Origin of the sequence: Chryseobacterium sp. ERMR1:04 (genome assembly GCF_001297705.1) — a bacterium.
GTDB lineage: Bacteria > Bacteroidota > Bacteroidia > Flavobacteriales > Weeksellaceae > Chryseobacterium.
This window is the reverse complement of sequence record NZ_LIRF01000003.1, coordinates 330,247-348,080: the sequence shown is the minus strand read 5'-3', so window position 1 is coordinate 348,080 and position 17,834 is coordinate 330,247. Positions and strand designations below refer to the sequence as shown.

The following is a 17,834-nucleotide window of genomic DNA, read 5'->3' as shown; positions in this document are numbered from 1 at the left end:
AAAAATCAGGAGTTTCAATTTATAAAACCCTACGAAATAAAGATATGTTAACTCGCTGAAAGCTGTTCTTTGTAGCCTTTAGGTGTGGTATTTTTATGTTTTTTAAATGCAGCGTAAAAAGTAGATTTAGAATTGAATCCTACCTCATATCCTATGGCTTCAAGCTTAATCGCATGTTCTCTTACCATCAGTTGGCAAGCCTCCTCTATGCGGTACTCATTAATATAAACAGTAAAACTCTTTCCTAAATTATCATTGAGTAATTGCGAGAGCTGATGTGCAGAAATATTCATTTTTTTAGCCAGATCACCTAATTTAAGATCTGGATTTTTATACAATTCCTGCTCTGTAATTATTCTTTCAAGTTTTTCTGTTAAAGGCAGTGCATATTCGTCTAAAATCTTCTTATTAACATATCGTTTTTCATCCTGATCTACCAAAAAGACGGTATTGCTTTTTTTTCTGTTGATGAACAACGGTATATTTAAGTATAAAATGAAAGAAAAGAAGAGCGCTCCACTAATATACATCCCTCTAAAGGCTCCCATTATGGATAAAACAAAAGCAATATGAATAATTAAAACCCCAATAAAAATCGATAGTAGTGATTTTTCAGTCTCCGATAATTTTTCTGTTGAGTTAAATAATTTAGCAAATAATCCTCTAAGTTGCCATCCCGACAGGATTACAAAAACTGACCATTGAATATAAATCAACTGCGGACAAAGGTATTTCCAGATATGTGGATTGTTTTGATAGGGAAAAATAATACCGAATAGAACAATCGCTAAAAACCACCCCCAATAAGTCCGTTTCCATACAACAGGTGTTTTTTCAGGTTCAATCAATGCAGATTTCGTAAAGTAATACAATGACGGACCAATCATAAAGCAAGCTGACAATCCTATTTGAATATAAATAAGGGGTAAGTCCGGATAGAAATACAGAAAGATAGATTTAACAATCCTGATAGACAGGACGAGGAGCAGTAATCCGAAAAAATAGGATGTTGGAGTTTTCGATTTCTTAAACAACAACAGGTAAATGCTAATGATGAATCCATTAAACACCCCTAATGCACTAAAAAAAAATAAGATTTCCTGGCCTAGCTCCATCTCACAAAAATAATATTTCTGAGCGAATGTGGGCTGAAAATTATTATTAATTCAATGTAATAATCGTTACTAATAAATTATGTATTGTTCAATGATCTCATGTTGCTTTTAAATTGATAGTACTGTATATATTGTTTTATTATTTCTTACTACCAATCGTTACTTTTATACTCTTCAATTCCTTTTTTAAAATCTCTAATAAAATTATTTGCAAGTGCTTCAACAAATGACATAATATTCTCTTTTCTAACTTCTCCTCTACTATCATAAAGTACCGTTATTTTAGCTATAGAATTGTTTTCTGTATTAGAAAAATGAGAAAAATATGGCCTAATCATAAGCTTACCATCTTTGAAATTAAACTCATATCTATTAGAAACTTTCCAAAGATTACCACCTTGTAAATTGATCCAAATTTTTCTGTAATCTCTACTCAAAACATCAATAATAATCTGCTCATTTTCAACTTCATTATAACCATCATTCCTAATACCTTTATAATTGAAGTTCAAATATTTTTTAGACATAATGAAAAGCTCTTCTTTCGTTTTCTCAGGAATTTCTACGACTATATAATCTTTTGAATTATCAGCTTTTAATTTATAATTATCATTTGTCATAATAAATTCCTGAGAAAAGATAAAGGTTGAAAGTAGAAGTATTAATAGTGTAAATATTTTTTTCATAGTATAAATTATTTAGTGGCCTTGTAATCTTTATTTACTTTATACATTGTTTGATTTTTAAAAACATTCATCTGGTAATAAATATTATTTTTTTTATAAACTATATAATATATATAATCAGATGTATCTCTTTGTTTTCTAAGGATATCAATAATATTATTAAAAGTAATTTTCTTCAAATTAATATCATCTTCTATACTACTTATAAATGAATCTACCATTTTTGCAGAAGGATCTTGATTTAATACTTTGCATATGTTATACCATGACTCTTTATTCTCTAAACCTTTTTTAGATAGAAAACTAAATTCTGTAATTGTCTTACTTTCATCTCGCTCGTAAGCCAAAACATTAAAATATGGAAAATCATAAATTCGACTTTCTAAACCAAAATCAATCTCCTTATCATATGTTTTTTTATTCAATTTTTTCTCTAAAGAATCAAAGGTATTTCCAAATTGTGAAACAATATCATTAAACTCTTTAGTCGTTTGGCTTAAACACATTACAGGAAATAATAGAAATAACAATGTTTTTCTCATAATTAGATCTTTACCACTCATTATTTTTTAACATTGCTTCGAAAATACTATCATTCAAATTAGTTTGCAATTCCATCATTCTATCTAAAATGTCATTTAAAAACTTTTTTTTAGTTTCGTCCAATGCGATGTCATCTTTAGCTAAAATTACATCTTTATAATTCCATTCTAATTTACTATCAAACTTATCCATTGATAGAGATTCAATTAATTTCAACCTTTCTCGTATCAACTTCAAACCTCTCATTGTGGTTTGAGAATAATCATCATTTTTCATACTTATCATGATTATCGGAGAGAGATATGAAATCTTATATTTATTATCTTTTACCTCTATTTTCAAATTAAATTCTGTATTATAATATACACCAATCCCACTACCTAAAGTTGCATTAATATTCAACGAAACAACTCCTAAATTAGAATCACTTACCAAAATATTTTTAATCCTAAGCTCTTTAGAGTTTTGTGCCGCCCAAGACAATGCATTTGTATAATTGTTTACTTTTGTTGCATCATTGTCTTTGATAATTTCTTGATCTATTTTTTGCGAAGAAGCAAAACCCGATAAAGTAATGCATAAAAGAAATAAAATCTTTTTCATGGTTATAATTTCCAGCAAATATATTATTTAAAAGAATTCGGTTTTTATGGAATCCCGTAAATACTAAAGGTTTATTCAATTCAAAAAAAAAACACCTAAAACCGTATTAAATACGACTTTAGGTGTTGTGGAGAATACGGGGATCGAACCCGTCACCTTTAGACTGCCAGTCTAACGCTCTAGCCAGATGAGCTAATTCCCCTTGTTTTTTCGAAGCGGTACAAAAGTAAGTATTTAAACCATATATACAAGTTTTTAATTGAATAAAATTTAATTAAAACCCTAATTAGCTATGCGATAATCATCCCTTTCAATTTTCCACAAACGATATAGTAAGAATGAAATCATTTAACTGTCAATTCTTTATCAGTAATTATATTTCTTTTTATTAGTCGTATTCACCTCCTGAAAAAACAAAAATCGCATGTTAATTTTAACATGCGATTTTTATAATTTATACAATATTAATTATTGCCATCCGCCTCCCAAAGCTTGGTAAAGGTCTATTCCGGCTTTCATTTTACTGTATTCTGCATTTGAAATATTCAACTCTGCGTTTAATGAGTTTACGCTGGCATTCAATACTTCAAGATAATTAGCCATCCCGTAGTTCACCAATTCCTGAGAATAATCTACAGATTTTTTGTAGGCATTCAATTCTTTTTCTTTTAACTCAATAAAAGAATCCTGAACAGAGAAAACTCTTATCGCATCAGAAACTTCTTTTCCAGCGGTAAGAACCGTTTTTCTGAAGTTCAAATACGCCGTTTCCTTATTGGCTAAACTTACTTCATAGTTGGTTCTGATGGTTCTCTTATTTAAAATAGGCTGAAGTAAGCCTCCAACTACACTTGCAAATAAAGAATTTACACTGAATAAATGATCAATATCTACAGACTGTACCCCTCCACTTCCTGTAATTTTCAACGTAGGATAAAACTGAGCTTTTGCAGAATTGGTTAATTCAAAAGCATTCATCAAACTGTATTCTGCTTGCATTACATCTGGACGGTTAGCTAACAATTGAGCAGGATACCCTAATTTCAGATCAATAGGAATTTTCTGAGTTTCCAACGTTGATCTTTCAATCGCGTGAGAAGGTTCTCCCATTAACAAGCTCATTGTATTTTCTAATGACTGAATCTGAGTATCAATATCAATCAACATAGATTGTGCATTGAAAACCAATGCCTCACTTTGTTGAACAGCAACTTCTGTAACCGTTCCTGATATTTTCAAGGCCTTAGTGGTTTCATAGTTTTTCTCACGAACAGCGATGGTCTCAGTAATAATTTTTTTCTGAGAATCAAACGTCAACAATTGATAATATGCAGAAGCAACAGATGCAATCAAACTGCTTTTCACTGCTTTATGAGCAGCTACTGTTCCTAAATAAGTAGCCAACTGTGCTTTTTCCTGAGCTTTCAGTTTACCCCAGATATCCGCTTCCCAGCCAATGCTTCCGGTGATATCGTATTGATTTACATACCGTCTTTCTCCAAGAATCTGTCCAAATTGTGTATTGATAGACTGTGTCTGGAAAGTATAATTGGGACCTACGGAAAGTGTAGGCAGATAAGCAGCTTTACTCTGCTTCAAATAAGCCTCTGCAGAAGTAATACTCTGCAGGGCAATTCTTATATCTAAATTATTTTCTAAAGCTTTTGAAATATGCCCTTGAAGTATTGGATCGGTAAAAATTTCTTTCCAAGAAACATTCGCGATACTAACACTGTCTTTAGGAAGCATATCTGTACGGAAAAGCTTTTCGTCAACAACATTTTTCGGTCTTTCATATTCTTTCCTCGCCATACAAGATGAAACGGCTGCAAGAATTGCGACTGAAAAAGTTATTCCTTTTATGATGTTTAATAAACTCTTCATTATTTTTTATTCTGCTAAATTGATGTCTTCTCTTTTAATAGGCTTCACCTTTTCTTGTAAGGTTTGGAAAATCACATACAATACAGGAATTACAAAAAGTCCTAAAATTGTACCTATTAATAATCCAATTGCCGCACCCGTTGCAATAGATCGGTTACCAACTGCTCCAATTCCGCTTGCCAACACCAATGGTAATAAACCAAAGATAAAAGCAAATGACGTCATCAAAATTGGTCTTAACCTCGCTTTTGCAGCATTGATGGCAGACATAACAATGGTTTCACCGTGATGCCTTCTCTGGACAGCAAATTCAATAATCAAGATGGCATTTTTTGCGAGCAATCCTACCAACATGATCAAGGCGATCTGGAAATAAATATTGTTTTCCAAGCCCATTATCTTTTGACCGAAATAAGCTCCCATTACCCCAAGAGGAAGAGAAATTACCACAACCAAAGGAAGAATATAACTTTCATACTGTGCAGAAAGAATGAAGTAAACAAACACTAAACTTAAACCAAAGATCAATAATGTTTGAGATCCGGAATTTAATTCTTCTCTTGTTAACCCCGTAAACTCTACATCGTAATTTTGATTTAATGTTTCTTTCGCTACATCCTGAACCGCTGTAATTGCATCTCCGGAACTGAATCCTGCTGAGTTGGCTCCTGTAATCTTCACAGAAGTAAACAAGTTATATCTACTTACCGATTGTGGACCGTATGCTTTTTTAAGCGTTACAAACTGAGAAATTGGTGACATTACTCCAGAACCAGTTCTTACGTACAATTCATTTAAATTCTCGATGCTCTTTCTGTTATCAGGAAGTGCCTGAACCATTACTCTGAACTGTTTTCCGTATTTCGTAAAGTCAGCGGTGTAAACCCCTCCAATATATCCCTGCATTGTACTTAAGATCGTACTTACAGAAACACCTACTTGTTTAGCCAAAGGAACGTTGATGTCCATTTGATACTGAGGATATTTTGTATTAAATGAAGATTGAGCAAATTCAATTTCGGGTCTTTGCATCAATTTCCCGATAAACTCATTTGTTTTATTATCTAGATCGGCATATTCACCGCCTGATTTATCCAACAATACCATTTCAAAACCAGCACTGTTACCAAAACCTGGTACACTTGGCGGTTGGAAGAATACTACTTTCGCATCCGGAACTTTACCTGAGATACCGAATAGCTTTTTAGTAATATCTTCAGAGGTCTGACCTCCACTCTTTCTTTCTTCAAATGGTTTTAACTTAATGAAAGCAAGACCGTTATTACTCCCATTTCCTGATAAGAACCCTCTACCTGTAGAAATGGTAACGTTTTGTACTCCAGGAACTTTCATTGCATTCGCCTGAAGCGTTTTCAAAACATTGTATGTTCTTTCCATTGAAGCCCCTGGAGGAAGCTGTACATCGGTAAAGATGATTCCTCTATCTTCAGTAGGTACGAAACCTTTCTTCATTGTAGAATTCGCCCAAAATAGAATAGCACCGGTCACCGCAAAGATGATTAACGTTACCCATTTATGTCTTAATAAGAATACAAATCCTCTTCCGTAACGTTCTGTAGTTGTTTTAAAAGCAATATTAAACTTATAGAAAAACTTCTGAAGGAAATTCATGCTCTTGTATTCTGCATGATGCTCTGTGTGAGGTTTTAAGAATAATGAACATAAAACCGGGCTCAACGTTAATGCATTGACTGCCGAAATAATAATCGCAATAATCAAGGTAATACCAAACTGTTGGTAGAAAACTCCTGTTGGACCTGTAATAAATGTTACCGGAACGAATACCGCTGCCATTACCAATGTAATAGAGATAATAGCGCCTGTAATCTCATCCATCGCTTCTACCGTCGCTTTCTTGGCATCGGAAATACCATGTTCCATCTTGGCATGTACGGCCTCGACGACGACAATCGCGTCATCCACCACAATACCAATCGCAAGAACTAATGCGAATAACGTTAAAAGGTTTAATGAATATCCAAATAAATTCAGGAAGAAGAACGCTCCTACAATAGATACCGGAACCGCAATGGCCGGAATTAAAGTAGATCTGAAATCCTGTAAGAAGATATAAACCACAATAAATACTAAGATAAATGCTTCAATTAAGGTATGAACTACCTTTTCAATAGATGCATCCAAGAATTCATTGGTATCAAAGTTAAAAGTATATTTTACGCCTTTAGGGAAACTTCCTTCTGCTGATTTCAGATACGTTTTAATATTTTTGATGATCTCCTGAGCATTAGATCCCGGCGTCTGGAAGATCCCCATACTGATGGATGGATAGTTTCCATTTTCCCCGACTCCAGTGTAAGACTGTCCTGCCAGTTCAACTTTAGCAACATCTTTCAGCATTAAATTCTGACCATCCGGCAGCGCTTTAATGATAATATTATCGTATTGATCTTTTTCGTTGAATTTTCCGACATACTTAATGATGTATTCGAAAGAACTTCCACTGTTTTGTCCGATAGAACCAGCGGCAGCTTCTCTACTCTGCTCATTGATCGCTGCAGTAACATCATCCGGAGTTAATCCGTACGCTGCCATTTTTGAAGGATCCAACCAAACTCTCATTGAGTAGTTTTTACCCCCGAAAACGTTGGCATCACCTACTCCATTAATCCTTTTTAAGCTTGGAATAACGTTGATATTCAAGAAGTTTTGAAGATATACATCATCTAAATCTTTATTCTCAGAATAGAAAGACATATACATCAAAGCACTCGTTTGCTGTTTCTGTGTTACAACTCCAGAACGCGTTACTTCACTTGGAAGTAGTGGCGTTGCTCTGGTAACACGGTTCTGTACGTTTACCGCAGCAATATCCGGGTCAATTCCTTGTTTAAAAAATACCTGGATCTGTGCTGAACCATCATTTCCTGCACTGGAAGTAATGTAATCCATTCCTTCCACCCCATTGATCTGCTCTTCCAACGGTACTACAACACTTTTCATCACGGTTTCCGCATTGGCTCCGGTATAGTTTGCTGTAACACTTACTGTAGGAGGCGCAATATCAGGATACTGTGTGACTGGCAGGGATATCAATCCCAAAACACCGAGAATCACAATCAAAATTGAGATTACGGTGGATAAAACCGGTCTGTTAATAAAGTTCTTTATCATGTTAGAATTTCGGTTTTATAGATTGTACAAGGCTATCCATTTTAATTGGTTTTTTGATGATCGCAGTTCCCGGTTTCAATGCTCCGATACCTGCAGCAACAATCGTTTCCCCTTTGTTTACCCCTGATTTTACTAACGCCATATTGTCTATTCTGTCGATCACATTAATTACAACATTTTTAGCCGTATCTTTTTCTACTTTATACACGTAAACAATACCTTGCTGCTCAAACGTTGCACTTTCAGGAACTACCAATACGTTATCATAAGTTTTCGGAAGTCTGATGGATCCACTGTTCCCATTGCTCAATAATTTTTGAGGATTTGAGAAAGCAACTCTAAACTGAATGGTTCCTGTGGTAGGGTCAATTTGTCCTGTAATCGCTTGTATTTTCCCTTTTTCAGAATAAATACTTCCGTTCGCTAATTGTAATTCTACCATAGGAAGATTTCTGATCTTCTCAGGCATTGTAGCCCCAGGAGATTTTTCCAAGAAATCGAAATATTCTTTCTCATTCATTGAGAAGTAAGCAAACAATTCTGAAGTATCTGAAATGGTTGTTAAAGCAGTTTGATCTGTCGGACCAACCAAACTTCCCACTTTTAAAGGAAGCTTCCCAATAACTCCTGAAATAGGCGCACGGATAATAGAATATTCGATGTTGGCTTCTACTCCTTTATAATTAGCCGAAGCTTGTTGTTTTGCTGCCATCGACTGTTGCAATTGAGCCTGTGCCTGAGCTAAATTAGCCTGCGCAGTCTGTAACTGAACATCACTGATGATATTTTTAGCCACCAAAGGTTTTAGTTTATTCACTTCAACCTGAGCTGCATTTACAGCTGCCTGAGAAGCTGCAATTGTTGATTGAGCTGCCCCGATTCCTGCTTTTGCTGCTGCTGCATTTTCGTTCAGAATATTAGTTTCAAGACGAAACAAAGGTTGCCCTTTTGTAACATATTGCCCTTCATCCACTAAAACCTGAGTGATATATCCTTGTATTTTCGCACGTACATCATTGTTTACTCTACCCTGAATGGTAGCAGGAAACGTCTGATAGCCGACGATATTTTTTGACTCCACTGTAATAACAGGATATGGTTTTGCGCCATCCTGTTTCGGAGCTTCTTTTTTGCAGGCTGTGAGTGAAAACGCTGCAATAGAAAGTATAACTAGCTTATTATTCATTTTATAGTTTATTAAGAGATTCTTGAATATTTATTATGTTTTTATCTAAGAGAGCTTTGTAAGCTTCTATTTTCTCGTTGTACCCTTCATCTTGAACTTTTTTGAAATTATTTAAATCATCCAATAATTTTAATTCGTCTTTCATCTTTTGAACTATTTTTTCAAATCTTATCTTTTTGTACTCATCATTGATGAAAAAATACCGCTTCCGCTCGTCCATTTTATTATGATCAATAATAAGTTGTGAGCTTAGCAATAAGGAAATACTCGTAGAAACGGAGCTTTTACTTGCGGAAAGCACTTCAACAAACTCATCAAATGTAATACCCACCTTATCATAATCGAAAAGAAGGTAGGCATAGATTTTTGAAGCTAACGGTGGTAGATTAAAAACGGTGCCGTAGAACTTTACAGCATCTTGAAAAATTTTTTCATCAATTTCTATACTTTTATGCATTGTATATAATTTGAAGCAAAAGTAAAAAATTAGTTCAGAACTAAACGAACAAACTTAATAGAGTTTATAAATAGAGTATCTTCTAAAAATTCAATAAAGATTGATTTAACTTTTGGATTAAATGATAATCTTCTCAAATGCCTTTCGCATTCCACCGGCAAGAAATACTTCTCCACAGTAGGAATAGCCTTGCTTTTCTAAGATTTTCAGCATCGCAATATTGTCGAAATTGGTATCTACTTTTACACTTTGTACCCCATTTTCTTTTGTAAAAAGTTCAATATGATCAAAAAGTTTTTTCACCAATCCTTGTCCCGCAAACTTTTCAAGCACCGCTACCCGATGTACAACAACAAATTCTCCGTCACTCAACCAAGCTCCTTCAATGGTGCTGTACGCAGGTTCGTCATTAAAAATTAGGGCAACATACACCGCAATTTCTCCATCAACTGTTAAAACATAGCCGAAGTTCTTTGCAATATCACTTTCTACGGTATCAAGATTGGGATATCCATTTTGCCATTGTGTGCTTCCGTCGATTCTTCTTCTTTCAATTGCTTGCTGTATAATTTCCCAGATTAGATCTCTGTCGTTAATTTCTGCTTTCCTTAGTTTAATTTCTTTCGTCATGTTTATTATATATTGAAAATTGGAATATTTAAAAAAGTCAATGTTTATGCTGACTTATTTTAACCCCGAAAGGTTGATAGAAACTACATCTATTGATAATTTTAATAAGCATAAGTTAAATGTAAATTCTATATTTTTACTACAAATAATTATTTAATTACTGAATATCAGACTTTTTAATTAAATAAATTGATTAAATTTTGTTCAAATAAGAGTTTATTAAAGCCGTCTCATAATGTAACTTCAGCTTTATTTTTTTGGAAGAGGTCCATTTTTTCTATAGCTGATTTTAAGAAAAATCATTATAATCAACATGCTTAGCATGAGAATATTGGTCACCCAAAGTGGTTTGGCATCTTTCATTACCCCATAAATAACCCAAAGTATAGCATTTAGGGTAAGGAAAAATAAGGTAACCATAGAAAGGTCCTTACCAGATTTTGTTTTCCATAATTTTATAACTTGTGGTAAAAACGATACGGATGATATAATTGCTCCTGAATACCCTATTATTTCTTCTGTCATTATTAATAATTTTAAAATTTAATCTAAAGATATTAAAAAATTAAGAACTGATTAAACGTTAAACCATTGTTTTAATGAAAATAAATTTATCCTTTAAGCAAAAGTGGATCAATCGTAAAAATTAGAAGAATATCCAGATTTTTAATCATTTTAATATTCTTTCGGTTTGTGAAATTTGCCTTTAATACATTCTTGTATTGTCCCGATAATTCATCATTTAACTCAATAATTATTTCAAAAAAGCAACTAAAAAAACCGAAAATTAATTAAGATTAATTTTCGGTTCGAAGTAGTAAAATTTAAAATTATGAAATTGTTTTTTATTGTTTTTCACTTTGTTGAAGATAAGCATCAATAATTTCAAATGCTTTGTTTTCTTCTTCCAAATCTACCATAATTTTTAATGATGTTGCTGTCGGCGTTGTTGTAAAAGTTAAATAACTGTTTTCAACTGCATTTGTAATTTGTGCATCATCCAATTTAGATTTGATTAACTGTATTTCTGAAGGTTTATCACTTTCAAAAACGGATACTCTCGTACTTCTTTCCATATTCTATATCGTTTGAGTATCTAAATGTACAATGTTTTTTTTAAAATTACAAATCTTCAGTTTTAAATTTTGTTAATATTATTTTCAATTTTGTCTAAAGCCAACTGAATTTCTTCTTTGGTAACGTTCAAGTGAGGTCTGAAACGAACTGCCTGATCTCCACATGATAAGATGATCAAACCATCATTAAAAAGCTCATTTACTAAGTGATTTCTTTCTTCTCCCGACGGCAAATCTATCGCACACATTAGCCCTCTTCCTCTTGCATTTGAAATTTTCTCAGGATATTTCTGAGCCAAAATTTTCAGCCCATCCAATAAATATTCTCCAACAATTTTAGCATTTTCCACAAGGTTTTCCTGCTCAATAACTTCCATCACCAATTGGAAACGAAGCATATCAATAAAATTACCTCCGAAAGTGGAGTTAATTCTTGAACTTTCTCTGAAAACGTTATTCGGAACCTGATCAAATTTTTCTTTGTTTGCTAAAACACCACATACCTGCGCTTTTTTCCCGAAAGAAATAATATCCGGCTTTGCAGTGAAATGTTGGAAAGCCCACATTTTTCCTGTAATCGCAATACCTGTTTGTACTTCGTCAAAAATCAATAAGATTTCATTCTGATCACAAATTTTTCTTAAGCCTAATAAAAACTCATCTCTGAAATGATTGTCTCCACCTTCAGCCTGAATTGGCTCAATGATGATACAAGCTACTTTATTCGGGTTCATTAAAATCGCTTCTTCGATATTTAACAGCGCCAATCTTTCATTCTTAATTGTTTCTGCCAAATTCTCCTCTGTAATTGGGAAACTTAGCTTCGGATTTAAGATTCTTGGCCAGTCGAACATCGGGAAATATTGATATTTTCTTGGGTCAGAAGTATTGGTTAAGCTCAATGTATAACCGCTTCTTCCGTGGAATGCCTGCTTGAAATGGATACAAATTCCGGCTTCTGTTTGAAGTCCTTTTTCAAAATTCTTACGGGTTTTCCAGTCGAAACATGCTTTCATAGCATTTTCTACGCCTAAAGTTCCTCCTTCAATAAAGAAAGCATATTGCAATTCTTCAGGAATTACCACTCTTTCGAAAACTTCTAAAAAGTGTGCATATTCCTCAGAATAAACATCTGCTAACGTAGGTTTATTTACAGCCATTTTTCCTAACCAAGCCGATCTTTCAACAAGGTAAGGGTGATTATAACCGATGGATGCTGAGGCAAACATTGAAAACATATCTAAATATTCTCTGTCTGAAAGTTTGTCATACAACCATGATCCGTGAGATCTTTCGATATCCATCACGAAATCAAAACCGTCTGCTAAAACGTGCTTTCCTACTGTTTCTTTTACTTTATTTGCCTGTATATCTAATGTGTGTTCCATATTTTGGTGTGAATTGAAAGGTTTTTATTCAAAGATTAAAGAAGTTTAAAATCAGACCATGCGAATGATATTCTTTAATCTTTGAATGATTTATTTGATTTAAAGCTTTGGTTTACAAATCGAATTTAATTCCTTGTGCTAAAGGAAGTTCAGCCGTGTAATTTATAGTGTTAGTTTGCCTTCTCATGTAGTATTTCCAAACATCAGAACCGGATTCTCTACCGCCTCCTGTTTCTTTTTCACCACCGAAAGCACCCCCGATTTCAGCACCTGAAGTTCCGATGTTTACGTTGGCAATTCCACAGTCTGAACCTGCCTGAGAAAGGAATAATTCTGCCTCTCTTAAATTCTGAGTCATGATCGCAGAAGATAAACCTTGAGGAACATCGTTCTGAATTGCGATAGCCTCCTCCAACGTTTTGTATTTAATTAAATATAAAATTGGTGCAAAAGTTTCATGCTGAACAATCTCGTAAGAGTTCTTTACTTCAGCGATACATGGTTTTACATAACATCCGGATTCGTATTCTTTTCCTTCTAATACACCTCCTTCAACGATGAATTTTCCACCTTCTTTTTTACATTTTTTGATGGCTTCTTCATACTGATTCACTGCATGAACATCGATCAATGGTCCAACGTGATTATTTTCATCCAATGGATTCCCAATTTTCAACTGACCGTAAGCTTTCACCAATCTTTTCTTTATTTCCTCATATACACTTTCGTGAATAATCAGTCTTCTTGTGCTTGTACATCTTTGTCCAGCAGTTCCTACTGCTCCAAAAACAGCTCCGATGATTGACATGTTAATGTCTGCATCTTTAGATATAATGATCGCGTTGTTTCCTCCTAATTCAAGGATTGATTTTCCGAATCTTTCTGCCACTTTAGTAGAAACCATTCTTCCGACTCTTGTAGAACCTGTGAAAGAAACCAAAGAAACTCTTTTGTCTTCTACTAATTTTTGACCCATCTCATGATCAGAAACCATTAAACTAGAAACTCCTTCAGAAATATTGTTTTCTTTTAATACTTCAGCCATAATGTTTTGGCAAGCTACCGCACAGAAAGGTGTTTTTTCTGATGGCTTCCAGATCGTAACATTCCCACAGATCCAAGATAAAGCTGTGTTCCAAGCCCAAACCGCTACCGGAAAGTTGAAAGCAGTAATAATGCTTACAATTCCAATTGGATGATATTGCTCGTACATTCTGTGACCAGGTCTTTCTGAATGCATGGTATACCCGTGAAGCTGTCTTGATAAACCAACTGCAAAATCGCAGATATCAATCATTTCCTGAACTTCACCTAAACCTTCCTGCAACGATTTACCCATTTCATAAGAAACAAGTTTACCCAGATCATCTTTATATTCTCTTAGTTTTAATCCTAACTGTCTTACTAACTCTCCTCTTCTTGGAGCGGGAATCATTCTAAATTCCTGAAATGCTTTTTGAGCAGATTCTATCACCACATTATAATCGCTCTCTCCGGAAGTCTTTATTTTACCAATCAGTCTTCCATCGGCAGGAGAATAACTTTCAATAGTCTTCCCCGAAGCAAAGTATTTTCCACCTATGGAAGTTCCTTTGTTTTCATCTTTAATACCTAGGTTCTTGAGTGTTTTTTCGATTCCGAAATCTTTGACTTTTTTAGACATAAATATTACTTTTCGTTTCCCCTAAAGATAAAAATATTATGCGAATCCCAAAATTTTAATTTTTTAGCGACTTTTTATTTGGACTAATTATAAACATGCTTATCTTTGTAGGGTAATCATTTGAATTTCAGAAATGGAAAATAATAAAACGGTAAACGAACCCGTAGAAGAAAAGAAAAACTCTAAGTGGAAACAGCTTCTGAAGAAATTTGGAATTGGCGGAATTATATTCTTTACCGTAAAAGGAATCATTACTTCTACTTTAATTTATTTTCTTGGAAAGAATTTCTGGAGCATTATAAGTGGTTATTTCACAGGAATGTTTGATTAATTAATTGATAAATTTTGAATACAATAAAAAAGCAGAGAATATTTTCTCTGCTTTTTTATTTTTTGAAACTGATCTGCTTTTTTATTCTCTCCCTAGTTTTACAGATTTCGCATCGTTTTTAAGATAACTCCTATTAAATACCTATCATTTCAACGGAATTTTAAATAGGGGAAAGACTCAATTATTTTGTCAATTTAAATGATTTATTTTTCGTGAAAATTACCAAATTATTCTTTTTTCTTTCTACCGGATTCTACCAGTTTTTGATGTAGCAAATACTCAATCTGTCCGTTTACACTTCTGAATTCATCACCTGCCCATTTTTCCAAAAGTTTGTAAGTAGACTCATCTATCCTTATGACGAAAGATTTTTTGCTTTTGTTTTCGGTAGAGTTTTGAGCTTTTTCTGATTTCATTTTACTTGTTTTATAATGCTTTTTTTAAACGCAAAGGATTTACGTTACTTTGTCATTCAGAACGGAACAAAGTGAAGTGAAGAATCTATATTTAATAACTAAAATTATATTCATTAACATCACTGTTTAAATTCCTACGGAATGACAAACTTTGAGGAAATTTTGCTTCTTAATTTTTAGATTAATTATACAAAGTTCCTGCATTTAAAATAGGTTGTGCCGCTTTTTCACCACAAAGAACAACCATTAAATTGCTTACCATTGCTGCTTTTCTTTCATCATCTAATTCAACAATATTTCCTTCTGAAAGCTTTTTTAAGGCTAAATCTACCATTCCCACTGCTCCTTCTACAATTTTAGTTCTTGCTGCGACAATTGCTGTTGCCTGCTGTCTTTGAAGCATTGCTCCTGCAATCTCAGACGCATACGCTAAGTGTGAAATTCTGGCTTCCTGAATAACAATCCCTGCTTTTGAAAGTCGGTCTGTTAATTCCTGTTCCAAGATAGAATTGATCTTGTCTCCCCCTTCTCTTAAAGTAATCGGCGCATGATCATCTTCTAAATTATCATACGGAAAGCTCATCGCCAAATGACGAACCGCTGCTTCACTCTGCATTTTCACAAAATCTGAATAACGTTCCACATCAAAAGCTGCTTTATAGGTATCTCCTACTTTCCAAACCATTACGACTGCAATTTCGATTGGATTTCCCATTTTATCATTTACTTTCAACGTCTGTCCTTGTAAGTTTTCAGAACGAAGCGACATTTTCTGTGAAGAATATAAAGGATTAATAAAAAACAATCCGTTGTCTTTTACTGTTCCCACATACTTTCCGAAGAAATTTAATACTCTTGAGTGGTTAGGCTGAATGATCATTAATCCTTTAATAAAAAAGAAAAAGACAATAAAGCACAGACCTGCCAACGCAATATTTGCAATATTTTCACGGCCCATTCCTGTAATAAATAAAAATACAGAGGCAATAAACAAGACTAAACAAATTACCAAAGCAAGATAACCTGACATTGGTTTTAAAACTTTTTCCATAATTATAATTTTTAAAGTGATACTATTTTGATATCATAAAGATATGAGTAAATTTTGAATTATGCGTTTTAAACTTGAAATTATTTAATCTGTTTTAGAAGTTGGTTAAATTATAATAGATAGTGAACATATAGAATTTTCAACCTATTAAGAAAACTTTAGTTGTTAAGGAAAATCACGGATTTTCTTGAGCAGGTCCTTTTAAACCAAAGCTCAAGCTTACTATTCTAAAACCTTAATGGTAAAAGTCAATGACAATAAAAGGACAGATGATTTGTAAAAGGTAAAAATGTTTAAAATTTAACCAACAGGCGATTACTTATTAAATATTGAAATAAATCCTTGGGATTAACCTGAGTATATTTTCTATATAAAAAATTGATGATATCCTTAACCGATTTTTGATGCACTTCTTTTAACAAATCAACAATTAAAATCTGATCTATAAATACAAAAGGATTTTCATGAGCATTGAGTTGTATTCCCTGTCTTTGTTCAATAAAATCACTCCCCAATACAGAAGTATTTTTAAAAATAATAGCGGGATTAATGATCAAAAGATCATTTGCCTGTAATTGTATATTCTGCTCCTGGATTAAAGGAGTTGGTGATGGCAATTTATATTGCCGCCAAAAAGAACTGTCAAAATGTTGTTGCTTGCTATAAAATGTATTGATCCATTGCGTGTTTTTAACAACATCTGTATGAATTAGGTTTTCATAATAATCAATTGCTGTTTCAGCATCTTCTGAACGATTTAAGATGGTATGAACTACTTTCGAAGCATGAACTGCAGTTTTAATAGCCTTCACAACCCCTTGAGAAGAAATAGGATCTGTGGTATACGCCGAATCTCCTATTTTTATATGATCGAGTGACACCGGATTTTGATCATAGTAAGACGATGCATTACAACTGAATACCTGTAATGCTTGCGGAATTTCTAAATTGACCGTTTTCAATTGTTTCAGCCCATCATTTAAATATTCTGCAACGGTATTGAATGATTTAATATGGGATGGATTACCAAAATAAGCTAACAAACACTTCTCTTTATAAGGAGTTCCCCAAAACCAGCCATTCTCACCCGCTTCGATAATTGAATGTTTAAAAGAAGCCGGTAAGAAAGTATAAGTAGCATTCAAGGGTGGTAAATAGGCTACTTTTGTGGTTTTAATAATGGATTTTCGTCCAGTTGCTTCAACAAAAAAACGTACTTTAAATTGTAAATCCTGATGATCTTGCTGTAAGAATAAAGTCCAGGTATGATCCTTATTTTCTTGCAATTGCAGTTTATTAACAGGCTGAATTATCTTCACTCCCAACCGACTTGCATATTGAGAAAGTAATTGATCAAACATTCCACGATCTACACTGACTCCATGATTTTCTTTGGTAATAACTTGTGACTCCTCCCAAAGCAACGCTGTTTTGCTATCATTACCCAGTATTGCAGGAGCAATTTGATCTCTTAGATTCAAAACATCCAACCAATGAAATAATCCTGGAGAACAGCTAAATCCAATATGAAAACGCGGAAATACACTTTTTTCAACCAACAGGACTTTATAGCCAAGCTTTTGCAATTCTATAGCTGCGATGCATCCCGCCGGTCCCGCACCCACAATTCCGATATCATACTCTATTGACAT

Annotated in this window: 17 protein-coding genes and 1 tRNA gene; 1 reads left to right on the top strand and 17 read right to left on the bottom strand. The window is 33.7% G+C overall.

The annotated features are described in order from the left end of the window. Window positions 1-47: 47 nt before the first annotated feature. The 14 genes from AMQ68_RS01670 to AMQ68_RS01605 all read right to left on the bottom strand — a co-directional run bounded on the left by AMQ68_RS01670 (window position 48) and on the right by AMQ68_RS01605 (window position 14,384). Window positions 48-902 carry an AraC family transcriptional regulator gene (locus AMQ68_RS01670; RefSeq protein WP_160317954.1) on the bottom strand — a complete coding sequence of 285 codons (855 nt, stop codon included), beginning with the start codon at window positions 900-902 and terminating at the stop codon, window positions 48-50. Between the two features lie 362 nt (window positions 903-1,264). Beyond that, complete coding sequence (locus tag AMQ68_RS01665) at window positions 1,265-1,801, bottom strand: hypothetical protein (RefSeq protein ID WP_123905579.1); 537 nt, start codon at window positions 1,799-1,801, stop codon at window positions 1,265-1,267. Window positions 1,802-1,809: 8 nt separating this feature from the next. Beyond that, window positions 1,810-2,364, bottom strand: a complete 555-nt coding sequence (locus AMQ68_RS01660; protein ID WP_054508899.1) for a hypothetical protein — start codon at window positions 2,362-2,364, stop codon at window positions 1,810-1,812. Further along, on the bottom strand, window positions 2,354-2,947 hold the full coding sequence (locus tag AMQ68_RS01655; protein ID WP_054508898.1) for a hypothetical protein: 594 nt from the start codon (window positions 2,945-2,947) through the stop codon (window positions 2,354-2,356). Before AMQ68_RS01655 ends, AMQ68_RS01660 begins: the two co-directional genes overlap by 11 nt. A gap of 128 nt (window positions 2,948-3,075) precedes the next feature. After that, a tRNA-Ala gene (locus AMQ68_RS01650) sits at window positions 3,076-3,149 on the bottom strand. Between the two features lie 266 nt (window positions 3,150-3,415). Beyond that, entirely contained in the window at window positions 3,416-4,831 is a 1,416-nt protein-coding gene (locus AMQ68_RS01645) for a TolC family protein (protein WP_054508897.1), read from the bottom strand. 6 nt (window positions 4,832-4,837) lie between these two features. After that, complete coding sequence (locus AMQ68_RS01640; protein WP_054508896.1) at window positions 4,838-7,984, bottom strand: efflux RND transporter permease subunit; 3,147 nt, start codon at window positions 7,982-7,984, stop codon at window positions 4,838-4,840. A gap of 1 nt (window position 7,985) precedes the next feature. Continuing rightward, window positions 7,986-9,170 carry an efflux RND transporter periplasmic adaptor subunit gene (locus AMQ68_RS01635; RefSeq protein ID WP_054508895.1) on the bottom strand — a complete coding sequence of 395 codons (1,185 nt, stop codon included), beginning with the start codon at window positions 9,168-9,170 and terminating at the stop codon, window positions 7,986-7,988. 1 nt (window position 9,171) lies between these two features. Beyond that, entirely contained in the window at window positions 9,172-9,627 is a 456-nt protein-coding gene (locus AMQ68_RS01630) for a hypothetical protein (RefSeq protein ID WP_054508894.1), read from the bottom strand. Window positions 9,628-9,744: 117 nt separating this feature from the next. Next, window positions 9,745-10,257, bottom strand: coding sequence for a GNAT family N-acetyltransferase (locus tag AMQ68_RS01625; RefSeq protein WP_054508893.1), 513 nt, complete (start codon window positions 10,255-10,257; stop codon window positions 9,745-9,747). Between the two features lie 249 nt (window positions 10,258-10,506). After that, on the bottom strand, window positions 10,507-10,782 hold the full coding sequence (locus tag AMQ68_RS01620) for a SemiSWEET family sugar transporter (protein WP_054508892.1): 276 nt from the start codon (window positions 10,780-10,782) through the stop codon (window positions 10,507-10,509). Window positions 10,783-11,102: 320 nt separating this feature from the next. After that, window positions 11,103-11,333 (bottom strand): DUF2007 domain-containing protein, encoded by a 231-nt coding sequence (locus AMQ68_RS01615; RefSeq protein ID WP_054508891.1) that lies wholly within the window; start codon window positions 11,331-11,333, stop codon window positions 11,103-11,105. Between the two features lie 62 nt (window positions 11,334-11,395). Continuing rightward, entirely contained in the window at window positions 11,396-12,721 is a 1,326-nt protein-coding gene (gene lat, locus AMQ68_RS01610; protein WP_054508890.1) for an L-lysine 6-transaminase, read from the bottom strand. 112 nt (window positions 12,722-12,833) lie between these two features. Beyond that, window positions 12,834-14,384 (bottom strand): aldehyde dehydrogenase family protein, encoded by a 1,551-nt coding sequence (locus AMQ68_RS01605; protein WP_054508889.1) that lies wholly within the window; start codon window positions 14,382-14,384, stop codon window positions 12,834-12,836. Between the two features lie 133 nt (window positions 14,385-14,517). On the opposite strand from AMQ68_RS01605, the gene AMQ68_RS01600 reads away from it, so the two are divergent. Beyond that, window positions 14,518-14,715 carry a hypothetical protein gene (locus tag AMQ68_RS01600; protein WP_054508888.1) on the top strand — a complete coding sequence of 66 codons (198 nt, stop codon included), beginning with the start codon at window positions 14,518-14,520 and terminating at the stop codon, window positions 14,713-14,715. Between the two features lie 227 nt (window positions 14,716-14,942). Here the strand turns inward: AMQ68_RS01600 and AMQ68_RS01595 are convergent, their stop codons facing one another. The 3 genes from AMQ68_RS01595 to AMQ68_RS01585 form a co-directional block, all read right to left on the bottom strand. Beyond that, window positions 14,943-15,131 carry a hypothetical protein gene (locus AMQ68_RS01595; RefSeq protein ID WP_054508887.1) on the bottom strand — a complete coding sequence of 63 codons (189 nt, stop codon included), beginning with the start codon at window positions 15,129-15,131 and terminating at the stop codon, window positions 14,943-14,945. 181 nt (window positions 15,132-15,312) lie between these two features. Then, complete coding sequence (locus AMQ68_RS01590; RefSeq protein ID WP_054508886.1) at window positions 15,313-16,182, bottom strand: SPFH domain-containing protein; 870 nt, start codon at window positions 16,180-16,182, stop codon at window positions 15,313-15,315. A 293-nt stretch (window positions 16,183-16,475) separates the two neighbouring features. After that, a complete protein-coding gene (locus tag AMQ68_RS01585) occupies window positions 16,476-17,834 on the bottom strand; it encodes an NAD(P)/FAD-dependent oxidoreductase (protein ID WP_054508885.1) in 1,359 nt (452 codons plus the stop codon).

What these genes read in the sequence shown, in the direction of transcription:
- AMQ68_RS01665 (WP_123905579.1), bottom strand. Translation starts at nt 1,801, where the DNA reads ATGAAAAAAATATTTACACTATTAATACTTCTACTTTCAACCTTTATC.
- AMQ68_RS01660 (WP_054508899.1), bottom strand. Translation starts at nt 2,364, where the DNA reads ATGAGTGGTAAAGATCTAATTATGAGAAAAACATTGTTATTTCTATTA.
- AMQ68_RS01655 (WP_054508898.1), bottom strand. Translation starts at nt 2,947, where the DNA reads ATGAAAAAGATTTTATTTCTTTTATGCATTACTTTATCGGGTTTTGCT.
- AMQ68_RS01645 (WP_054508897.1), bottom strand. Translation starts at nt 4,831, where the DNA reads ATGAAGAGTTTATTAAACATCATAAAAGGAATAACTTTTTCAGTCGCA.
- AMQ68_RS01640 (WP_054508896.1), bottom strand. Translation starts at nt 7,984, where the DNA reads ATGATAAAGAACTTTATTAACAGACCGGTTTTATCCACCGTAATCTCA.
- AMQ68_RS01635 (WP_054508895.1), bottom strand. Translation starts at nt 9,170, where the DNA reads ATGAATAATAAGCTAGTTATACTTTCTATTGCAGCGTTTTCACTCACA.
- AMQ68_RS01630 (WP_054508894.1), bottom strand. Translation starts at nt 9,627, where the DNA reads ATGCATAAAAGTATAGAAATTGATGAAAAAATTTTTCAAGATGCTGTA.
- AMQ68_RS01625 (WP_054508893.1), bottom strand. Translation starts at nt 10,257, where the DNA reads ATGACGAAAGAAATTAAACTAAGGAAAGCAGAAATTAACGACAGAGAT.
- AMQ68_RS01620 (WP_054508892.1), bottom strand. Translation starts at nt 10,782, where the DNA reads ATGACAGAAGAAATAATAGGGTATTCAGGAGCAATTATATCATCCGTA.
- AMQ68_RS01615 (WP_054508891.1), bottom strand. Translation starts at nt 11,333, where the DNA reads ATGGAAAGAAGTACGAGAGTATCCGTTTTTGAAAGTGATAAACCTTCA.
- lat (WP_054508890.1), bottom strand. Translation starts at nt 12,721, where the DNA reads ATGGAACACACATTAGATATACAGGCAAATAAAGTAAAAGAAACAGTA.
- AMQ68_RS01605 (WP_054508889.1), bottom strand. Translation starts at nt 14,384, where the DNA reads ATGTCTAAAAAAGTCAAAGATTTCGGAATCGAAAAAACACTCAAGAAC.
- AMQ68_RS01600 (WP_054508888.1), top strand. Translation starts at nt 14,518, where the DNA reads ATGGAAAATAATAAAACGGTAAACGAACCCGTAGAAGAAAAGAAAAAC.
- AMQ68_RS01595 (WP_054508887.1), bottom strand. Translation starts at nt 15,131, where the DNA reads ATGAAATCAGAAAAAGCTCAAAACTCTACCGAAAACAAAAGCAAAAAA.
- AMQ68_RS01590 (WP_054508886.1), bottom strand. Translation starts at nt 16,182, where the DNA reads ATGGAAAAAGTTTTAAAACCAATGTCAGGTTATCTTGCTTTGGTAATT.
- AMQ68_RS01585 (WP_054508885.1), bottom strand. Translation starts at nt 17,834, where the DNA reads ATGTCAATAGAGTATGATATCGGAATTGTGGGTGCGGGACCGGCGGGA.